The following is an 18,425-nucleotide window of genomic DNA, read 5'->3' as shown; positions in this document are numbered from 1 at the left end:
GCGAGGCCGGCACGATAGCTGATTACTCCGCCCCGATCGTCGTGAGATCCTGGAACCAGTGTTGGGCCTGGACGAACTTCTTCACCTTCGGCGACAGCGCATGCGGATTGGTGTCGTGCACGACCCAGACCAGTACGGCGTCATCAACGACCTGCGCGTGAGCCTGCGCGATCAGCTCGTCCTGTTTCGCCGGATCGAAGGTCTGCTTGGCCTCTGAGATCAGCGCGTCGACCTTCGGGTTCTTGTAGCCGCCCCAGTTGACGCCGACCGGCGCGATCTGGTCGGAGGCAAAGAAGCGGACGATGGCGTAGAGCGGATCGGAGGTGACATAGGCGATGTTGTTGGCGGTGATGCCGGCGTTCATCTCGTCGGCCGCGCCCTTGCGCCAATGCGTATAGAGCGTCTCCAGCTCCACGACCTTGAAGTCGATGTTGATGCCGATCTCCTTGAAGCTCTGCTGCAGATACTCGTTCATCGGCAGCGACAGCATCTGGCCGGTGCCGCCTTGGGCGATGATGAAGGTCGTCTTCAGCGGCTTGGCCGCCGAGTAGCCGGCTTCCTCGACCAGCTTCTTGGCGGCGGCGAGATCGTATTTCAGCTCGAAGCTCGGCTTGCCGAACCACGGGCTCGACGGGTCGACCTGGCCCTTGGCGGGCTTGGCCAAACCGTTCATCAGGCCCACGACCTCGTCGCGGTTGATCGCGAGATTGAGCGCCTTGCGCAGCCGGATGTCGGTCCAGGGCGAGCCCGGGAGAACGCTGAGATGATAGTTCCAGACATGCGGCGTGACGTTGTCGACGAGCTTCATGCCGGCGGCCTTGAGCTGCGGCACGGCGTCCGGGGCCGGCGTCTCGATCAGGTCCACTTGGCCTGCGAGCAGCGCGTTGGTGCGCGTCAGCGCCTCCGGCATCGGCACCAGCACGAGCTTGTCCGTCTTCGGCAGCCGGTCCTTGTTCCAATATTCGGAATTCTTCGTCAGTTCCGCGAGCTCGCGCGGCACCAGCTTGGTCAGCTTGAACGGGCCGGTGCCCGAGGGCTGGCTGGCGAACTTGTCCCAATCCTTGCCGAGCTTCTCATATTGTGCCGGGCTCGAAATCAGGAACCATAGCATCTGATAGGGGAAGAACGAGTCGACGGTCTTGGTCGTGATCTCCACCGTGGAGTCGTCGATCTTGGCGTAGCTCGCCACCGAGGGCAGCCGCGTCTTGACCTGCGCGCTCTGCCGCTTGTCGAACTGCGGTGCCTTATCGTTGAGCACCTTGTCCAGATTCCAGATCACCGCGTCGGCATTGAAGTCGCTGCCGTCATGGAACTTGACGCCCTTGCGCAGGGTGAAGCGCCACTTTGTCTTGTCGGCCTCATCGACCTTCCACTCGGTGGCAAGGCCCGGGATCAGCTTGCCGGGCTTGTCGGCGACGCTCATGTCCCAGGCGACCAGCGGATCGTAGATCGTGTAGCCGGTAAACTGATAGCCGCCGGCGCCGCGATCGGGCTGGCCGGTCGTGAGCGGAATGTCGGCCATCGAGATGCCGTAACGCAGAACCGTGTCAGCATGCGCGGCAAGGGTGGAGATGCCGAGCGCAAGCGCTGTCGCCAGCAAGGTCAATTTCATACGCATCAGGGTGAAGCTCCGTGAAAACCGGATCAATTCGACGCGCCTGACCTGCAATCGGGGTGCCAAGCCTCGGCCGGGATCATTTGAGTACAAACGGTTGTGACCACGCGTCGCAGGCGGACCGTCACGGGCACTGCTGGCATAGGCGTTGCATAATGCTGCCCAGAATTTAGCCAGCTGATTGGAGATCTCCATCGTGCTTTTGCGTCGAGCGACCTCAATGACCAAGCGCGCAGCCGTTGCGGCCGCGATGCTGACGAGCGCTGCCATTCTCGTGCTGCCGGCGCAGGCCGGCGCGGAATCCGTGCTGCGCATCGGCATGACCGCCGCCGACATTCCGCGCACGCTCGGCCAGCCCGACCAGGGTTTTGAGGGCAACCGCTTCACCGGGCTGACGATGTACGACGCGCTGACGATGTGGGACCTGTCGTCGGCGGACAAGCCGAGCGTCGTCATCCCCGGCCTCGCCACCGAGTGGAAGGTCGACGATTCCGACAAGACCAAGTGGACGTTCAAGCTGCGGCCCGGCGTCACCTTCCATGACGGCTCGCCGTTCAATGCCGACGCCGTGGTGTGGAACGTCGAGAAGGTCTTGAAGCAGGACGCGCCGCAATTCGATCCGAGCCAGGTCGGCGTCACCGCCTCGCGCATGCCGACGCTCGCATCTGCGCGCAAGATCGACGATCTCACCGTCGAACTGACGACCAAGGAGCCGGACAGCTTCCTGCCGATCAACCTCACCAACCTGTTCATGGCGAGCCCGACCAAGTGGCAGAAGCTCTATGAGTCCGCTACCGGCGCCGACGACAAGGCGAAGTCGCAAGCCGCGTGGGCCGCGTTCGCCAAGGACGCCTCGGGCACCGGCCCGTGGAAGATGACCAAGTTCACGCCGCGCGAGCGGCTGGAGCTCGTGAAGAACGAGGCCTATTGGGACAAGGCCCGCGTGCCCAAGTCCGACAAGATGATCCTGCTGCCGATGCCCGAGGCCAATGCGCGCACCGCGGCGCTGCTGTCGGGGCAGGTGGATTGGGTCGAGGCGCCGGCGCCGGATGCGCTGCCCGAGATCAAGCAGCGCGGCTTCAAGCTGTACGCCAATGAGCAGCCGCATGTCTGGCCGTGGCAGTTCTCGCGCGTCGAAGGCTCGCCGTGGAACGACATCCGCGTGCGCAAGGCCGCCAATCTCTGCGTCGATCGCGAGGGCCTGCGCGACGGTCTGCTCGCCGGGCTGATGGTGCCGGCGACCGGCACGTTCGAGAAGGGGCATCCCTGGCGCGGCAACGTCACCTTCGAGATCAAGTACGACAAGGCCGCTGCGCAGAAGCTGATGCAGGAGGCCGGCTACGGCCCGAACAAGAAGCTCGAGGTGAAGATCCAGACTTCGGCCTCCGGCTCGGGTCAGATGCAGCCGCTGCCGATGAACGAATATCTGCAGCAGGCGCTGGCCGAGTGCTATTTCGACGTCAAGCTCGACGTCATCGAGTGGAACACGCTGTTCACCAATTGGCGCCGCGGCGCCAAGGATGCCTCCGCCAACGGCGCCAATGCCACCAACGTCACCTACGCGGCGATGGACCCGTTCTTCGCGCTGGTGCGCTTCCTGCAGTCGTCGATGGCCCCGCCGGTGTCGAACAATTGGGGCTTTATCAACAATCCGAAGTTCGATGACCTCGTGAAGAAGGCGCGCCAGACTTTCGATCCCGCCGAGCGCGACAAGGCGCTGGCCGAGCTGCATGCCGCTTCGGTCGATGACGCCGCCTTCCTCTACGTCGCCCACGACGTCGGCCCGCGCGCGATGAGCCCCAAGGTGAAAGGCGTCGTGCAGCCGAAGAGCTGGTTCATCGACTTCTCGCCGATCTCGGTGGAGTAGTTATCGCGTTGGATAACTGATCTCGTCGTTAGCTTCCGCTGCGCTCCCTCCCCCCTTGTGGGGGAGGGCTGGGGAGGGGGTACCCCGGCGGCAGTCTTCGTGGGGACCCCCACCCCCGACCCCTCCCCGCAAGGGGGAGGGGAGCTTTCTTCGTGCCGCTTCTATCAAGTGACTCTCCAGTAGTCAGGAGAGTCAACCGAAGGTGACTCGTGCTCTCTTATGCTGCTAGGCGGATGGTCTATGCGATCCCGATCATCATCGGCGTCGCGCTCGTCTGCTTCATGCTCGTTCACATCACGCCCGGTGATCCCCTGGTCGCCGTGCTGCCGGCCGACGCGTCGCAGGAGCTCGCGCAACAACTGCGCGTGGCCTACGGCTTCGACAAGCCGCTGCCGGTGCAGTTCGGGCTGTGGCTGTGGCGCGCGGTCAATGGCGATCTCGGCAATTCGATCGCGACCGGCCGTCCGGTGCTGGCCGAGGTGCTCCGCGCGGTGTCCAACACCGTGACGCTTGCGATCGCTGCTGCCATCATCGGCTTCTCGCTCGGCCTGTTCTTCGGCCTCGTCGCCGGCTATTTCCGCGACACCTGGATCGACAAGGTCGCAACCTCGGTCGCGATCGCCGGCGTGTCGCTGCCGCATTATTGGCTCGGCATGGTGCTGGTCATCATCTTCTCGGTCGAGCTGAACTGGCTGCCCGCTGTCGGCGCCGGTCCGTCCGGCTCCGGCGCCTGGGCGTGGGACTGGGCGCATATCCGCTTCCTGATCCTGCCGGCGATCACGACGTCGGTGATCCCGATGGGCATCATCACCCGCACGGTGCGCGCGCTGACGGGCGACATCTTGAGTCAGGACTTCGTCGAGGCGTTGCGGGCGAAAGGCCTGCGCGAGACGCAGGTGTTCCGCCACGTGCTGAAGAACGCCGCGCCGACCGCGCTCGCGGTCATGGGCCTGCAGCTCGGCTACATGCTCGGCGGCTCGATCCTGATCGAGACGGTGTTCTCCTGGCCCGGCTCGGGCCTGCTGCTGAACTCCGCGATCTTCCAGCGCGATCTGCCGCTGCTGCAGGGCACGATCCTGGTGCTGGCGATGTTCTTCGTGATCCTCAACCTGGTGGTCGACATCGCGCAGGCCGCGATCGATCCGCGCATCAAGCGGGGCTAGCGATGAGCGTCACGTCCCCAAGCGCGGTCGATCAATCCCTGCAGGCTGCGCCGACCCCCAAGGCGCGCGGCTATTGGGCCACCGTCGGCCGCCGCATCGTCCGTGACAAGGTCGCCATGGTCTGCGTCGCCATCCTGCTGCTGATCTTTCTCTCGGCATTGCTTGCGCCCTACCTGCACCTCGCCGATCCCTATCAGGGCTCGATGATCCGCCGCCTGCGCCACATCGGCACGCCGAATTATCCGCTCGGCACCGATGAGTTGGGACGCGACATGCTGGCGCGGCTGATCTATGGCGGGCGGCTGTCGCTCTTGATCGGCATCTCGCCGGTGATCCTCGCCTTCGGCATCGGTACGATGTTGGGCCTCGTTGCCGGCTATGTCGGCGGCTGGGTCAACACCATGATCATGCGCACCATCGACGTGTTCTACGCGTTCCCCTCGGTGCTGCTGGCGATCGCGATCTCCGGCGCGCTCGGGGCGGGGATCCCCAACTCAATCGTGTCGCTGACCATCGTGTTCGTGCCGCAGATCACCCGCGTCGCCGAGAGCGTCACCACCGGCGTGCGCAATCGCGATTTCGTCGAGGCGGCGCGGGCGTCGGGCGCGAATGCCTTCACCATCATGCGCGCGCACATGCTCGGCAACGTGCTCGGGCCGATCTTCGTCTATGCGACGGGGCTGATCTCGGTGTCGATGATCCTCGCCGCCGGTCTGTCGTTCCTCGGCCTCGGCACCAAGCCGCCGGAGCCGGAATGGGGGCTGATGCTGAACACGCTGCGCACGGCGATCTATGTCAATCCCTGGGTGGCGGCGCTGCCGGGCGTGATGATCTTTGCCGTGTCGATCTGCTTCAACCTGCTGAGCGATGGCTTGCGCAGCGCGATGGATATCCGGAGCTGATGGGCATGTTGATGTTGTCGAACAATCGCTCGGCATCGGCGGTGCACCTCTCCCCTTGTGGGAGAGGTCGGATTGCATCGCCAGATGCAATCCGGGTGAGGGGTCTCTCTCCGCGGATGCAGACCCCTCATCCGTCGCGGACTGCGTCCGCGCCACCTTCTCCCACAAGGGGAGAAGGGACCCACGCGGCGGCATCGGGGGCAACATCATGAGCGAGGCAGCAATCATCACGGGCCTCTCGCCGATCGAGGACCTCGGCGGCAAGGCGCAGCCGTTGTTGCGGGTCGATGGGTTGACCAAGCATTTCCCCGTGCGCGGCGGGCTGTTCGGGGCGCGCAAGACGGTGCGGGCCGTCGACAACGTCTCGTTCAACATCGGCAAGGGTGAGACGGTCGGCATCGTCGGCGAGTCCGGCTGCGGCAAGTCGACGACGGCGCGGCTGCTGATGCATCTGATGGAGCGCGATGCCGGCGAGATCATCTTCGACGGACGACAGGTCGGCCACGAGATGTCGTTGCGCGAGCTGCGCCGCGGCATGCAGATGGTGTTTCAGGACTCCTATGCCTCGCTCAATCCGCGGCTGACGATCGAGGAGTCGATCGCGTTCGGGCCGAAGGTGCATGGCATGGCCGACAATGCGGCGCGGGCGCTCGCGCGCGAGCTGCTCGGCAAGGTCGGCTTGCGGCCCGAGACCTTCGCCAACCGCTATCCGCATGAGATCTCCGGCGGCCAGCGCCAGCGCGTCAACATCGCCCGCGCGCTCGCTTTGTCGCCGCGGCTGGTCATTCTCGACGAGGCCGTCTCCGCGCTCGACAAATCGGTCGAGGCGCAGGTGCTGAACCTGCTGATGGATCTCAAGCGCGAGTTCGGTCTGACCTATCTGTTCATCAGCCACGACCTCAACGTCATCAACTACATCTCCGACCGCGTGCTGGTGATGTATCTCGGCGAGGTGGTCGAGCTCGGCCCGGTCGAGCAGGTCTGGGCCAAGCCGGCGCATCCCTATACGCGCGCGCTGCTCGCCGCGATGCCGTCGTCAGATCCTGACCGTCGCACCGAGACGCCGCCGCTGTCCGGCGATCCGCCGAACCCGATCGATCCGCCGGCCGGCTGCCGCTTCCACACCCGCTGCCCATTCGCCGAGGCGCTATGCGCGAATGCCGCGCCAAGATTGACGGAGCTGGATAGAATGGGCCATCAGGCCGCCTGCCACATGGCGATCCCGGGCTCGGGACACAGCCGTGCGCCGGCCGCCTGACGGACACCAGCAGCGAGACGCGCAGATGACCAGACCCACACCCCAGCAAGTTCACGCCATCGCGGAGGCCTCCGGCCTGCCGGTCGACAAGGAGGTCGCGACGCGCATTGCCGAGTCGATCGGACCGGCGTTCGACAATTTCGCCGCCGTCGCCGGCACGCTCCCGTTTGACCTGGAACCGGCGAGTTATGTCCTGGCGCAGACGCTGAAGGTGGGCCGATGAGCACCGAACCCGCTTTGATGACGCTGACGGAGGTCGCCAAGGCGATCGCCGAGAAGAAGTTGTCCTCCGTCGAGGTGACGCGCTCCGTCCTGCACCGCATCGCGCAATGGCAGCCGAAGCTGAACGCGTTCATGGCGATCGAGTCCGAGCCTGCGCTGAAGGCCGCCGCCGAGGCGGATGCTGTCCTTGCAAAAGATGGCCCGAAGGGGCCGCTGCACGGCGTGCCCCTGGCGCACAAAGACATGTACTATGAGGCCGGCCACGTCTCGACCTGCGGCTCGCTGATCCGGCGCGACTTCGTCGCGACGACGACCTCGACCGCGCTACAGCGGCTGAAGGATGCCGGCTCGATCCGGCTCGGCACCTTGCAGATGGCCGAGTTCGCCTATGGCCCGACCGGCCACAACGCGCATTACGGCGCCGTGCATAATCCGTGGAAGCTCGGCTACGTCACCGGCGGCTCGTCGTCCGGCTCGGGCTCGGCGGTCGGCGCGCGTCTCACCTTTGCGGCGCTCGGCTCGGACACCGGCGGCTCGATCCGCATGCCCGCGAATTTCTGCGGCGTCACCGGCCTGAAGGTCACCTGGGGCCGCGTCAGCCGCGCGGGCGCGATGCCGCTGTCGCAGTCGCTCGACACCATGGGCCCGCTGGCGCAGACCGCAGCGGATTGCGCGCTGCTGCTCAGCCTGATGGCCGGCCCCGATCCGGAGGATCCGACCGCGAGCCACGCGCCGGTGCAGGACTATGTCGCGGCCACGCAAGCCTCGATCAAGGGCTTGAAGATCGGCGTGCCCAAGGCCTTCTATGTCGACGATCTCGATCCCGAGGTGGCCCGCTGCCTCGATGCAGCGATTGCGGTGCTGAAGACCGAGGGCGCCGATGTCGTCCAGGTCGAGCTGCCGGATCAGCGCCAGCTCACCGCAGCCTGTCAGCTCGTGCTCGCGGTCGAAGCCGCCGCGTTCCACAAGCGCTGGATGATCGAGCGGCCGCAGGACTACGGCCCGCAGGTCCTGATGCGGTTGCAGAACGCGCTCGCCGTGTCCGGCGTCGCCTATCTCGAAGCGCTGCGCTGGCGCGGCGCCGCGCTGGCCGCGCATGTCGCGGCGACCTCGGCTGTCGATGCGATCATTGCCCCAGTGTCGCCGCTGGTGACACCCTCGATCGCCGACAGCGACGTCGGCGGCGCACCGGGCGCGGAGGCCGTGATCCAGCGCATCACCCGCTTCACGCGGCCCGTGAACTATCTCGGCCTGCCGTCGCTCGCGATCCCCACCGGCTTCACGGCGACGGGGCTCCCGGTCGGCATGCAGCTGATCGGCCGCTCGTTCGACGAAGCCACGATCCTCACCATCGGCGCGGCGTTCCAGAGGGCGACTGATTTCCACGCGAGGGTGCCGACGCTGCCATGAGTATTCGTGCCCCCACTGTGTCCGCGATGTCGGTGCACTCCCTCTCCCCGTTCTTACGGGGAGAGGGCTGGGGTGAGGGGCAGACGCACGGGAAGTGTACGCGGATAGACCTGTACCCCCTCACCCGGATTGCATCTTCGATGCAATCCGACCTCTCAGCGCGAGCGAAGCTCGTCGCGTCCCCGCAAGCGGGGAGAGGCTGGCACCGCATCCGCCGCAAGAGCGGCGGACTCATGCCGGTGGCGTTCAAACTTGCACCAGCGACAACTCGATCATGACCAATCTCGTCGACATCTCCAACCTGACCATCCGCTTCACCGGCGAGCGCACGGTGCACGCGGTGAACGATGTCAGCCTGTCGCTCGGCGACGGCGAGGTGCTGGGGCTGCTCGGCGAGTCCGGCTCGGGCAAGAGCGTCACCATGCGCGCGCTGATGCGGCTGTTGCCGAAGAAGCGTTCGCAGATCTCAGGCCAGGTCCATGTGATGGGCCGCGACGTGCTCGCCATGAGCGACGAGGAGCTGTCGCAGTTCCGCGGCCGCACGGTGTCGATGATCTTCCAGGAGCCGGGGCTGGCGCTCGATCCGGTCTACACGATCGGCCGGCAGATCGCCGAGACGGTGATGCGCCACGAGGGCAAGAGCTACGCGGAAGGCACCGCGCGCGCGCTGGAGATGCTCGATGTCGTCCGCATTCCCTCGGCCAAGCGACGGCTGGAGTCCTATCCGCACGAGATGTCCGGCGGCATGCGGCAGCGCGCGATGATCGCGCTGGCACTCGCGTGCCGGCCGAAGGTGCTGCTCGCCGACGAGCCGACCACCGCGCTCGATGCGACCGTGCAGATCCAGATCCTCCTGCTGCTGCGCGAGCTGCAGCGCGAATTCGGCATGTCCGTCATCTTCGTCACTCACGACATCGGCGTGGCGATCGAGATCTGCGACCGCGTCGCGGTGATGTATGCCGGCCAGATCGTGGAGCAGGGCAGCTTGCGCGACATCGTGCGCCAGCCGGTGCATCCCTATGCGCGTGGTCTGCTGGCCTCCACGGTGCACGGCGCCAAGCGCGGCGAGCGGCTGCAGACCATCCCGGGCACGCCGCCCTCGCTCGACCAGGCCCCGCAGAGCTGCTCGTTCGCGCCGCGTTGCAGCCATGCGCAGCCGCGCTGCGCGGAGGCGCTGCCGCCGGCCATTCAGCTCGGGCCGCAGCGGCTGGCGCGCTGCATCCTCGCCGAGACCCCGGCGAGTGTGGCGGCGACGTAACGGTTCGCGCGAAACCCGCCGGTGATATCCGGGAACCACGCATCGCGTGTCGAAGCGTCGCAGTTGCCTCGCTAAGGTGCCGTCGCGCCGGACCGCTCGTGCGGCGCCACGTTGAGGGCACGCCATGCACGTATCGAACGAAGGTATTCTGGTCATCCTGTTTGTCGGCCTGATCGCAGGCTGGCTGGCCGGCAAGATCGTGCGCGGCACCGGCTTCGGGATCATCGGCGACATCGTCATCGGCGTGCTCGGCGCTCTCGTCGCCAGCCTGATCTTTCCGCGGCTCGGCATCCACCTCGGAACCGGACTGGTGTCGGAGATCGTGTATTCCGCCCTCGGCGCCATCATCCTGCTGCTGGTGGTCCGGCTGGTGCGGACCGGCGGACGGCTCTAGGGCCGCAAACCCGCGGCGGCTGAACGTTTCCGCAGCCGCCTCAGACACACCAAGCACAACAACTGATTCACGCTAAAGCGGGCGTCGTTGGACGCTTGCCGCAGGAATCAGTATATTTCGCCTTGTTTGCCGCCAGTTTGTGCTTTTGATCGGCGGTCCCCGCAGCTCATTTGATCGAAGAGATGGTGGTGATGGCGGCCGCACCTCACGTGAGGCAATCCGAGCTCAGCGATGCCTTGCGCGGTTGCCGCAGCGCCTTCATCGGCGTCGGGGTGATGAGCTGCATCATCAACCTGCTGTATCTGACCGGCTCGATCTTCATGCTGGAGGTCTATGACCGGGTGCTGCCGAGCCGCTCGGTGCCGACCCTGATCGGCCTCATCATCATTGCCGGCGGCCTCTATATCGCCCAGGGCGCGCTCGACATGATCCGCAGCCGCATCCTCGGCCGCATCGGCACTGCATTAGACGAGAGCCTGAATGCGCGGGTGTTCGACACGGTGGTGCGGCTGCCGCTGTCGGTCGGCGGCCGCAACGAAGGCCTGCAGCCGCTGCGCGACCTCGACAACATCAGGAGCTTTCTCGGCAGCCAGGGCCCCGGCGCCTTCTTCGACCTGCCGTGGCTGCCGCTCTATCTGGCGATCTGCTTCGCCTTCCACGTCCTGCTCGGCGTCACCGCGCTGGTCGGCGCCGTCATCCTGGTGACGCTGACGCTGGTCACCGAGTTCCTGACGCGCACGCCGGCGAAGGAGGCGATGGGGCTCGCCGCCCGCCGCAACGATCTCGCCACCGCCAGCCGCCGCAATGCCGAGGTGCTGGTCGCGATGGGCATGGCCGGACGCATGCTGTCGCGCTGGAGCGAGACCAACGAGAAATATCTCGCCGGCAACCAGCGCGCCAGCGACGTCGCCGGTGGCTTAGGGGCCATCGCCAAGGTGCTGCGCATGATGCTGCAGTCGGCAGTGCTCGCGGTCGGTGCCTATCTGGTCATTCACCAGGAGGCCACCGCCGGCATCATCATCGCCGGCTCCATCCTGAGCGCACGAGCGCTGGCGCCGGTCGATCTCGCGATCGCGCATTGGAAGAGCTTTGTCGCGGCCCGCCAGAGCTGGCGCCGGCTCAACCAGCTGCTCGAAGCCATGCCGCAGCGATCGGCGCCGACGCAGCTGCAGCCGCCGGTCGGCAAGCTCTCGGTCGAGGGCATCTCGATCGTTGCGCCCGGCGACAACAAGGCGATCGTCCAGGACGTGACGTTCGCGCTGTCGGCCGGCAACGGCTTGGGCATCATCGGTCCGAGCGCGTCGGGCAAGTCGTCGCTGGTGCGGGCGCTGGTCGGCGTCTGGCGTCCGGTGCGCGGCCATGTCCGGCTCGACGGCGCGGCGCTCGACCAATGGTCCTCTGACGAGCTCGGCCGGCACATCGGCTATTTGCCGCAGGACGTCGAGCTGTTCGCCGGCACCGTGGCGCAGAACATCTCCCGCTTCGATCCGAACGCCACGGCCGACGGCATCATCGCCGCCGCCAAGGAAGCCGGCGTGCACGACATCATCATCAAGATGCGCGACGGCTACGACACCCAGATCGGCGAGCAGGGCGCAGCGCTCTCCGCCGGCCAGGCGCAGCGCGTCGCGCTGGCGCGCGCGCTCTACGGCAACCCGTTCCTGATCGTTCTCGACGAGCCCAACTCCAATCTCGACACCGAGGGCGATGAGGCGCTGTCGCGCGCGGTGCGCTCGGCGCGGGCGCGCGGCGCGATCGTCGTCGTCGTCGCCCACCGGCCGATCGGCATCGAGGCGGTTGATCAGGTGCTGGTCATGAAGGATGGCCGCGCGCAGGCGTTCGGCCCGAAGGAGACGGTGCTGGCGCAGGTGCTACAGCCGCGGCCGGCTTCGCCGATCAAGATTGTCTCCGAGGCTGGAGTGACGAAGCCGTGAGCAGCCAAGTCATCACCGGTCCGATTCCCGGCGTGCGCAAGCCCGAGAGCGTGCGCGAGTCGATCCGCCGTCATCTCCTGGTCGGCATGGGCGTCGTGCTTGCCGTGGCCGGCGGGATGGGCGGCTGGGCCGCGACGCAGGAGATCTCCGGCGCGCTGATCGCACCGGGCCAGATCGTGGTCGAATCAAATGTCAAGAAGGTGCAGCATCCGACCGGCGGCGTCGTCGGCGAGCTTCGTGCGCGCGATGGCGACGTCGTCAAGTCGGGCGACATCGTCGTGCGGCTCGACGATACCGTGACCAAAGCGTCGCTTGCCATCGTCACCAAGAATCTCGACGCGCTGCAGGCGCGCGCGGCCCGGCTCGAGGCCGAGCAGCGCGGCTGGGCCAAGATCCTGTTTCCGCCGCAGCTCTTGGAGCGGATGAGCGATCCCGACGTCAAGAGCCTCACAGCGAGCGAGACCAAGCTGTTCGAGGTCCGCGTAAACGGCCGCATCGGCCAGAAGGCGCAGCTCCGCGAGCGCGTCGCCCAACTCAGCGAGGAGATCGAGGGTCTCTCGGCGCAGGTCGCCGCCAAGGACCAGGAGATCGCGCTGGTGCAGAAGGAGCTCGACGGCGTCCGTCAGCTCTATGAGCAGCATCTGGTGCAGCTGTCGCGCCTCACCACGCTGGAGCGCGACGCGGCCCGCCTCAATGGCGAGCGTGCGCAATACATCGCCGCCCGCGCCCAGGCCAAGGGCAAGATCAGCGAGACCGAGCTGCAGATCATCCAGGTCGACAAGGACATGGTCAGCGAGGTCTCCAAGGACCTGCGCGAGACCACCGACAAGATCGGCGAGTTCGTCGAGCGCAAGGTCACGGCCGAGGATCAGCTCCGCCGCGTCGATATCCGCGCGCCACAGGATGGCATGGTGCTGCAGTCCTCCGTGCACACCGTCGGCGGCGTGATCACCGCGGGCGACACCATCATGCTGATCGTGCCGCAGAGCGACGATCTCCAGGTCGAGGCCAAGGTCAATCCGCAGGACATCGACAAGCTGCAGGTGGGCCAGAAGACGCTGCTGCGGCTGTCCGCCTTCAACCAGCGCACCACGCCGGAATTGAACGGCGTCGTCAGCCGCGTCTCGCCTGACGTCACCACCGACCAGCGCACCGGCCAGAGCTACTACACCATCCGCGTCTCGATGCCGCCCGAGGAGATCGCGCGGCTCGGCGATGTCAAGCTGATCCCGGGCATGCCCGTCGAGGCGTTCGTGCAGACGGGGGATCGCACCGTCATCTCCTATCTGATGAAGCCGCTGCACGACCAGCTGATGCGCGCGTTCCGGGAGAAGTGAGGGCGGTCACTGCCTCCTTTCGTTGCGAGAGGCCACCGGCAGCGCCTCGCACTCCGATGTCATCCCGGCGAACGCCGGGATCCATAACCCCAGGCGGACATTGGTTTACGCCAAGGTTCGACCCTCAGCCTGCCCCAAGACAGATCACGCGGTATGGGTCCCGGATCGGCGCCCGCCGCCGCTTCGCGTCGCCGGGCTTGTCCGGGACGACAGCGAGTTACTGATCGAGCTTGGTGAGCAACAGCTCCAGCGCACTCTTCGCGAACAGCTGCATGTTGGCCGCGCGCTCGCTGCTGCCGCTCTCCAAGGTGACCACCGCAGACGCCGGGCCGTCCACCGCAAAGCACGCATGTCCCGCCGCGTCGCCGTAGCGGTTGCCCGTTGGACCCGCAGCTCCGGTCTCCGACAAGCCCCAATCGGTGGCGAAGCGCGCCTTGATCTGCCGCGCCAGCAATTCCGCATACGGCTCCGAGGCCGAGCGGATGCCCTTCATCGCCTCGTCCGGAATGTCCATCAGCACGCGTCGCGCATCGCGCGTATAGACCACGGCGCCGCCGAGGAAATAGGCCGACGCGCCGGGCACTGCGAGCAGCGCCGCGGCGATGAGCCCGCCAGCTGAGGACTCCGCCACCGCAATGCTCTGCTTGCGCGCGATCAGCCGGGCCGCGACCTGCTCGGCAACCGCAATCAGTTCATCCATGACAGACCTCGTCTCCGCTGTCGCCGCAAACAAAAAGGGCGGCATCGGATGATGCCGCCCTCGGCGTGAACTGACAACCCGATCAGGCCGTCGCCGGCTCGCGCGCGGCGACCGCCTGCTGGCCGCCACGATAGACGGTGAGCGCGGCGATGATGCCGAGCACGGCGGCGAACATCAGCCAGAAGCCGGGCGAGGCCTTGTCGCCGGTCTTCTCGATCAGCCAGGTCGCGGCGAACGGCGTGAAGGTGCCGAACAGCGCCGCGGCGAGCGCGAAGGCCAGCGAGAAGCAGGTGGTGCGGACATGCGCCGGCACGATCTCGACCAGCGCGCCGAGCATGGTGCCGCTATACATGCCGAAATAGAACGAGAACATCATCTCGACGGCCAGCATCTTGCCGAACGTCGGTGCCGACACCAGCCAGCTCAGCGCCGGATAGGCCGTCAGCAGCGCCAGCACGGCGATGCCGATCAGCACCGGCTTGCGGCCGATGCGATCGGACAGCGCGCCGCCGACCGGATTCCAGATGAAGTTGGTGACCGCGACCAGCAACGTCACGAGCAGCGCGTCCGCCGTCGATAGCTTGAGGACGGTCTTGCCGAAGGTCGGCGTGTAGACGGTGACGAAGTAGAACGTCGTCGTCGTCAGGATCGCGATCATCATGCCGAGCAGCACGATGCGCCAGTTGGCGAGCGCGGACGCGAACACCTCGCGGGTGGTCGGGTGCTTCTTCATCGCCAGGAACGCCGGGGTCTCCTCAAGGGTGCGGCGGAGGAAGAAGATCAGCGGGATGATCAGGCAGCCGACGAAGAACGGGATGCGCCAGCCCCAGGCGGTCACGGTCGCGGCCGGCATGCTCTCACTAAGCAGATAGCCGAGGATGGACGCGACGAAGATCGCGACCTGCTGGCTCGACGATTGGAACGAGGTGTAGAAGCCGCGATTGCCGGGCGTGGCGATCTCCGACAGATAGACCGACACGCCGCCGAGCTCGACGCCCGCCGAGAAGCCCTGCAACAGGCGGCCGAGCAGCACGATGATCGGTGCTGCGACGCCGATGGTCTCGTAGGTCGGGCAGAAAGCGATCACGACCGTGCCGGCGGCCATGATGCCGAGCGTCACGATCAGGCCCTGCCGGCGGCCGATCTTGTCGATATAGGCGCCGAGCACGATGGCGCCGACCGGGCGCATCAGCGCGCCGAGCCAGAACACGCCGAACGTGTTGAGCAGCGACGCGGTTTCGTCTGATGACGGGAAGAACGCCTTGCCGATCGCGGCGGCATAGAAGCCGAACAGGAAGAAGTCGAACTGCTCGAGGAAATTGCCGCTGGTGGCGCGCAGGATCGCGCCGATGCGCGACTTGATGGTGGCCGGCTGCTGGGCGGGTGAGGTCGATGACACGCGAGAAAGCTCCTACCGTCGAGTGGCTCGTGCGGAAGTCATTCTGCGCCGGCCGTTGGATGAGGTGTGGCAATCTGCCACGCGACATCGTGTCGGCCAATAGATTTGAGGCCAAATCCTTAAGGCTGAACAGGAATCGGCGAGACCCCCTTCTGCTGCGCTGCACCCTTCAGCCACTGCCGGAATGCCTTCAGCTTCGGCGAATCGGTCCGGCCCTCGGGTGAGACCAGGTAGAAGCCGGCGTCGCTCGGCAGGGTCATCTTGAACGGCACCACCAGCCGCCCCTTGGCGATGTCGTCCTGGACATAGGCCGTGCGTCCGATCGCGATGCCGAGCCCGTCGATCGCGGCCTGCACCGTCATCAGCGACAGGTCGAAGCTCAGCCGGCTCTGCCGCGACATCTCCACCGGCAGCCCGGCCGCCGTCAGCCAAAGCCGCCAGTCGTCGTCATAGCCGCCGCTCGCCTGCAGCAGCGTGTGATGGGCAAGGTCCTCCGGGCAGCGCAGCGGCTTTGAGCCCTGTAGCAGCGCCGGGCTACACACCGGAAACAGCTCGTCGGCCATCAGCCATTCCGCCCGCACACCCGGCCAGTGGCCGCGGCCATAGCGGATCGCGGCGTCGACATCGTCCTTGCGGAAGTCGACCAGCGCGGTCGAGGTCGTAATGCGCACGTCGATGGTGGGATGCGCCTCCTGGAACGCGGTCAGCCGCGGCAGCAGCCATTTGGCGGCCAGCGAGGCGATGGTCGAGACCGTCAGCACCTTGGCGTTGTCCTTGCGCACCAGCCGCTCGGTTGCCAGCCGCAGATCGTCGAACGCGGCGCGCACCAGCGGAAGATAATCGCGCGCCTGCGGCGTCAGCGTCAGGCTGCGGTTCTGCCGAACGAACAGGCGCAGCCCGAGCTCGTCCTCCAAGCGCTTGATCTGATGGCTGATTGCGGTCTGCGTCACGTTCAACTCGGAGGCCGCGCGGGTGAAGCTGAGATGCCGTGCCGCGGCCTCGAACGCCCGCAATCCATTCAGCGACGGCAGCCGGGTCATCCAGAGCCTCCCTCGGTCCATGAGCTTATTTCATCCGAAACGGTAGTAAATGTCGTTTGTAGATGAAGTGCAAGACCTCGATAGTGCAGCCTCACTGCTTTCCCAGGAGGCTTTCATGACCCTTTACGTCTCCTCGCCAATGACGAAACATCATGCGCCAGGCTTCTGGTCCGATGTGGCCGAGCTGCTCGCCGCCTGGCGCTTCCGCTACCGCACCCGGCACGAGCTGGCGCAATGGTCGGAGCGCGAGCTGCACGACCTCGGCCTCTCCCGCAGCGACATCGCCGCCGAGATCGACAAGCCGTTCTGGCGGGGTTGAGCCCCTCACTCGTCCCGCCGCGCCGGCGCCGCTCCGCAAAGGAGGGCGCCGGCAGATCTCTTCTCGAGGAAGGCCGCCATGCCGACGCCCGCTGTTGCCGAACGACTTGCAGCGCCCGACGTCATCCACACCAGGCGTGGCGAGCTTGTCAGCTTGCATTTCGCGACATCGAATGACGCCGAGGCGCTGCAGGCTTATGTTCGATCTTTGAGCCAGCGCTCGCGCCATCGGCGTTTCCTTGGCGCTCTCAGCGAGCTGCCGAAGGCCGTGCTCGAGGATTTCGTCGCGCTCGGCCGCAACGACCGCTACAGCCTGCTCGCAACGATGGAGCAGGACGGTGTCGAAAGCATCGTCGCCGAGGCACGCTACGCGTTCGATCGCGAGGCCGGTCGTGTGGAGTTTGGTCTGTCGGTGCATGACCGCTGGCACGGCCACGGCATCGGCCCGGCGCTGATCGCGGATCTGGAGCGTCGCGCAGCCGCCCTCGGCGGCATCACGTTGTCAGGCGACGCGCTGCGCACCAACGACGTGATGATCGCGCTCGCCAGGAAGGCCGGCTTCACGATCCAGCCGCATGCTGATGATTGGACGTTGGTGCGGTTCGAGAAGGGCGTGGGAGCGAGCCAAGTGCATCTCGCTTTTCTCGACCTGATGAAATGACAGTCATCAGCTCATCCGCGTTGCGGCCAAACTCGCAAGAACGCGCAACGCACGGGAATCGATCGCGATGCCAATGATTGCGCCCTCTCCCCTCGCGGGAGAGGGCATGTAGGAAAGCTCAACGCGTAAATGGAGAGGCCAAACTTGCCCTCTCCCGCAAGGGGAGAGGGCGCATTCGCTCGCAGTTTGCTTGTCCGATGCTCAAGCGGACTCAAAACGTCTCCACCCACGGCCGCAGCTCCATCTCCCAGCTCCAGGCGCTGCGCGGCTGCTGCAGCACGCTCCAATAGCTCGCTGCGATGGCATCGGGATCGAGCATGGAGTCCGGCCGCTCGGCCGGCTCCTGTCGCTCTGCGCTCTTGATGCCGCCGTCGATGACGAAATGCGCGACATGGATGCCCTGAGGCGACAGCTCGCGCGCCATGCTCTGGGCGAGGCCGCGCAGCGCGAACTTGCCCATCGCGAACGCTGACGATTGCGCATAGCCCTTCACGCTGGCCGAGGCGCCGGTGAACAGGATCGCGCCATGCTTGTTCGGCAGCATGCGTTGCGCCGCCTGCTGCGCCACCAGGAAGCCGCCGAAGGCGCTGACGGCGATCGAATTCTGCACATCGACCGGCACGAGATCGGTGAGCGGCCCGCGCGCCCGGGCGCTGGCATTGTAGACGACGAGATCGGGCTCGCCGATCTCGCGCGTGACCAAGCCGAACAGCCGCTCGACCTCCTCCGGATTGGTGGCGTCGCAAGGATAGGCGCGGGCGCCAGTTTCGTGACAGAGCGCGCCGAGCTTCTCGGTCTTGCGCGCGGCCAGCGCGACGCGAATTTTCTCGCGCGCGAACAGCCGCGCCAGCGAGGCGGAGAGCCCTTCGCCGGCACCGACGATCAGGGCGATCTTGTAGGCTGGGATGTCCATGGGCATGTCCTCGAAAGCTGCTCGGCAAAGCGTC

The 18,425-nt window shown here is 66.2% G+C and carries 17 protein-coding genes; 12 read left to right on the top strand and 5 right to left on the bottom strand.

What is annotated here, in order from left to right:
• Window positions 1–22: 22 nt before the first annotated feature.
• Entirely contained in the window at window positions 23–1,618 is a 1,596-nt protein-coding gene (locus ACVILH_RS04340) for an ABC transporter substrate-binding protein (RefSeq protein ID WP_456711783.1), read from the bottom strand.
• A gap of 217 nt (window positions 1,619–1,835) precedes the next feature.
• On the opposite strand from ACVILH_RS04340, the gene ACVILH_RS04335 reads away from it, so the two are divergent.
• The 10 genes from ACVILH_RS04335 (at window position 1,836) to ACVILH_RS04290 (ending at window position 13,360) form a co-directional block, all read left to right on the top strand.
• Complete coding sequence (locus ACVILH_RS04335; RefSeq protein ID WP_456711782.1) at window positions 1,836–3,482, top strand: ABC transporter substrate-binding protein; 1,647 nt, start codon at window positions 1,836–1,838, stop codon at window positions 3,480–3,482.
• A 209-nt stretch (window positions 3,483–3,691) separates the two neighbouring features.
• Window positions 3,692–4,645, top strand: a complete 954-nt coding sequence (locus tag ACVILH_RS04330) for an ABC transporter permease (RefSeq protein ID WP_456711781.1) — start codon at window positions 3,692–3,694, stop codon at window positions 4,643–4,645.
• 2 nt (window positions 4,646–4,647) lie between these two features.
• Complete coding sequence (locus ACVILH_RS04325) at window positions 4,648–5,547, top strand: ABC transporter permease (protein ID WP_456711780.1); 900 nt, start codon at window positions 4,648–4,650, stop codon at window positions 5,545–5,547.
• Between the two features lie 208 nt (window positions 5,548–5,755).
• Complete coding sequence (locus tag ACVILH_RS04320; protein ID WP_456711779.1) at window positions 5,756–6,805, top strand: ABC transporter ATP-binding protein; 1,050 nt, start codon at window positions 5,756–5,758, stop codon at window positions 6,803–6,805.
• A gap of 25 nt (window positions 6,806–6,830) precedes the next feature.
• Window positions 6,831–7,028: a hypothetical protein gene (locus tag ACVILH_RS04315; RefSeq protein ID WP_008960053.1), complete on the top strand. Its 198-nt coding sequence runs from the start codon at window positions 6,831–6,833 to the stop codon at window positions 7,026–7,028.
• A complete protein-coding gene (locus ACVILH_RS04310) occupies window positions 7,025–8,437 on the top strand; it encodes an amidase (protein WP_456711778.1) in 1,413 nt (470 codons plus the stop codon). Before ACVILH_RS04315 ends, ACVILH_RS04310 begins: the two co-directional genes overlap by 4 nt.
• A gap of 274 nt (window positions 8,438–8,711) precedes the next feature.
• A complete protein-coding gene (locus ACVILH_RS04305; protein ID WP_456711777.1) occupies window positions 8,712–9,695 on the top strand; it encodes an ABC transporter ATP-binding protein in 984 nt (327 codons plus the stop codon).
• Between the two features lie 124 nt (window positions 9,696–9,819).
• The gene (locus ACVILH_RS04300) at window positions 9,820–10,089 is read left to right on the top strand and encodes a GlsB/YeaQ/YmgE family stress response membrane protein (RefSeq protein ID WP_456711776.1); all 270 of its coding nucleotides are present in this window, start codon (window positions 9,820–9,822) and stop codon (window positions 10,087–10,089) included.
• Between the two features lie 191 nt (window positions 10,090–10,280).
• A complete protein-coding gene (locus ACVILH_RS04295) occupies window positions 10,281–12,023 on the top strand; it encodes a type I secretion system permease/ATPase (protein WP_456711775.1) in 1,743 nt (580 codons plus the stop codon).
• Window positions 12,020–13,360, top strand: coding sequence for an HlyD family type I secretion periplasmic adaptor subunit (locus tag ACVILH_RS04290; protein ID WP_456711774.1), 1,341 nt, complete (start codon window positions 12,020–12,022; stop codon window positions 13,358–13,360). The genes ACVILH_RS04295 and ACVILH_RS04290 overlap by 4 nt, the downstream gene beginning before the upstream one ends.
• Before the next feature lie 217 nt (window positions 13,361–13,577).
• Here the strand turns inward: ACVILH_RS04290 and ACVILH_RS04285 are convergent, their stop codons facing one another.
• The 3 genes from ACVILH_RS04285 to ACVILH_RS04275 all read right to left on the bottom strand — a co-directional run bounded on the left by ACVILH_RS04285 (window position 13,578) and on the right by ACVILH_RS04275 (window position 16,499).
• On the bottom strand, window positions 13,578–14,060 hold the full coding sequence (locus ACVILH_RS04285) for a CinA family protein (protein WP_456711773.1): 483 nt from the start codon (window positions 14,058–14,060) through the stop codon (window positions 13,578–13,580).
• An 82-nt stretch (window positions 14,061–14,142) separates the two neighbouring features.
• On the bottom strand, window positions 14,143–15,459 hold the full coding sequence (gene tcuC, locus ACVILH_RS04280; RefSeq protein WP_456711772.1) for a tricarballylate/proton symporter TcuC: 1,317 nt from the start codon (window positions 15,457–15,459) through the stop codon (window positions 14,143–14,145).
• 119 nt (window positions 15,460–15,578) lie between these two features.
• Window positions 15,579–16,499 carry a transcriptional regulator GcvA gene (locus ACVILH_RS04275; RefSeq protein ID WP_456711771.1) on the bottom strand — a complete coding sequence of 307 codons (921 nt, stop codon included), beginning with the start codon at window positions 16,497–16,499 and terminating at the stop codon, window positions 15,579–15,581.
• 115 nt (window positions 16,500–16,614) lie between these two features.
• On the opposite strand from ACVILH_RS04275, the gene ACVILH_RS04270 reads away from it, so the two are divergent.
• Window positions 16,615–16,818: a DUF1127 domain-containing protein gene (locus tag ACVILH_RS04270; RefSeq protein ID WP_456711770.1), complete on the top strand. Its 204-nt coding sequence runs from the start codon at window positions 16,615–16,617 to the stop codon at window positions 16,816–16,818.
• 78 nt (window positions 16,819–16,896) lie between these two features.
• Window positions 16,897–17,478 (top strand): N-acetyltransferase family protein, encoded by a 582-nt coding sequence (locus ACVILH_RS04265; protein ID WP_456711769.1) that lies wholly within the window; start codon window positions 16,897–16,899, stop codon window positions 17,476–17,478.
• A gap of 211 nt (window positions 17,479–17,689) precedes the next feature.
• Here the strand turns inward: ACVILH_RS04265 and ACVILH_RS04260 are convergent, their stop codons facing one another.
• Window positions 17,690–18,391 (bottom strand): SDR family NAD(P)-dependent oxidoreductase, encoded by a 702-nt coding sequence (locus ACVILH_RS04260; protein WP_456711768.1) that lies wholly within the window; start codon window positions 18,389–18,391, stop codon window positions 17,690–17,692.
• Window positions 18,392–18,425 lie beyond the last annotated feature (34 nt).

Source organism: Bradyrhizobium sp. USDA 4353 (assembly GCF_054063215.1).
Note: the sequence above shows the minus strand (reverse complement) of the source record. Positions and strands in the feature narration are given on the sequence as shown.

What these genes read in the sequence shown, in the direction of transcription:
- ACVILH_RS04310 (WP_456711778.1), top strand. Translation starts at nt 7,025, where the DNA reads ATGAGCACCGAACCCGCTTTGATGACGCTGACGGAGGTCGCCAAGGCG.
- ACVILH_RS04275 (WP_456711771.1), bottom strand. Translation starts at nt 16,499, where the DNA reads ATGACCCGGCTGCCGTCGCTGAATGGATTGCGGGCGTTCGAGGCCGCG.
- ACVILH_RS04260 (WP_456711768.1), bottom strand. Translation starts at nt 18,391, where the DNA reads ATGGACATCCCAGCCTACAAGATCGCCCTGATCGTCGGTGCCGGCGAA.
- ACVILH_RS04315 (WP_008960053.1), top strand. Translation starts at nt 6,831, where the DNA reads ATGACCAGACCCACACCCCAGCAAGTTCACGCCATCGCGGAGGCCTCC.
- ACVILH_RS04285 (WP_456711773.1), bottom strand. Translation starts at nt 14,060, where the DNA reads ATGGATGAACTGATTGCGGTTGCCGAGCAGGTCGCGGCCCGGCTGATC.
- ACVILH_RS04305 (WP_456711777.1), top strand. Translation starts at nt 8,712, where the DNA reads ATGACCAATCTCGTCGACATCTCCAACCTGACCATCCGCTTCACCGGC.
- ACVILH_RS04320 (WP_456711779.1), top strand. Translation starts at nt 5,756, where the DNA reads ATGAGCGAGGCAGCAATCATCACGGGCCTCTCGCCGATCGAGGACCTC.
- ACVILH_RS04325 (WP_456711780.1), top strand. Translation starts at nt 4,648, where the DNA reads ATGAGCGTCACGTCCCCAAGCGCGGTCGATCAATCCCTGCAGGCTGCG.
- ACVILH_RS04270 (WP_456711770.1), top strand. Translation starts at nt 16,615, where the DNA reads ATGACCCTTTACGTCTCCTCGCCAATGACGAAACATCATGCGCCAGGC.
- ACVILH_RS04265 (WP_456711769.1), top strand. Translation starts at nt 16,897, where the DNA reads ATGCCGACGCCCGCTGTTGCCGAACGACTTGCAGCGCCCGACGTCATC.
- ACVILH_RS04335 (WP_456711782.1), top strand. Translation starts at nt 1,836, where the DNA reads ATGACCAAGCGCGCAGCCGTTGCGGCCGCGATGCTGACGAGCGCTGCC.
- ACVILH_RS04295 (WP_456711775.1), top strand. Translation starts at nt 10,281, where the DNA reads ATGGCGGCCGCACCTCACGTGAGGCAATCCGAGCTCAGCGATGCCTTG.
- ACVILH_RS04340 (WP_456711783.1), bottom strand. Translation starts at nt 1,618, where the DNA reads ATGCGTATGAAATTGACCTTGCTGGCGACAGCGCTTGCGCTCGGCATC.
- ACVILH_RS04300 (WP_456711776.1), top strand. Translation starts at nt 9,820, where the DNA reads ATGCACGTATCGAACGAAGGTATTCTGGTCATCCTGTTTGTCGGCCTG.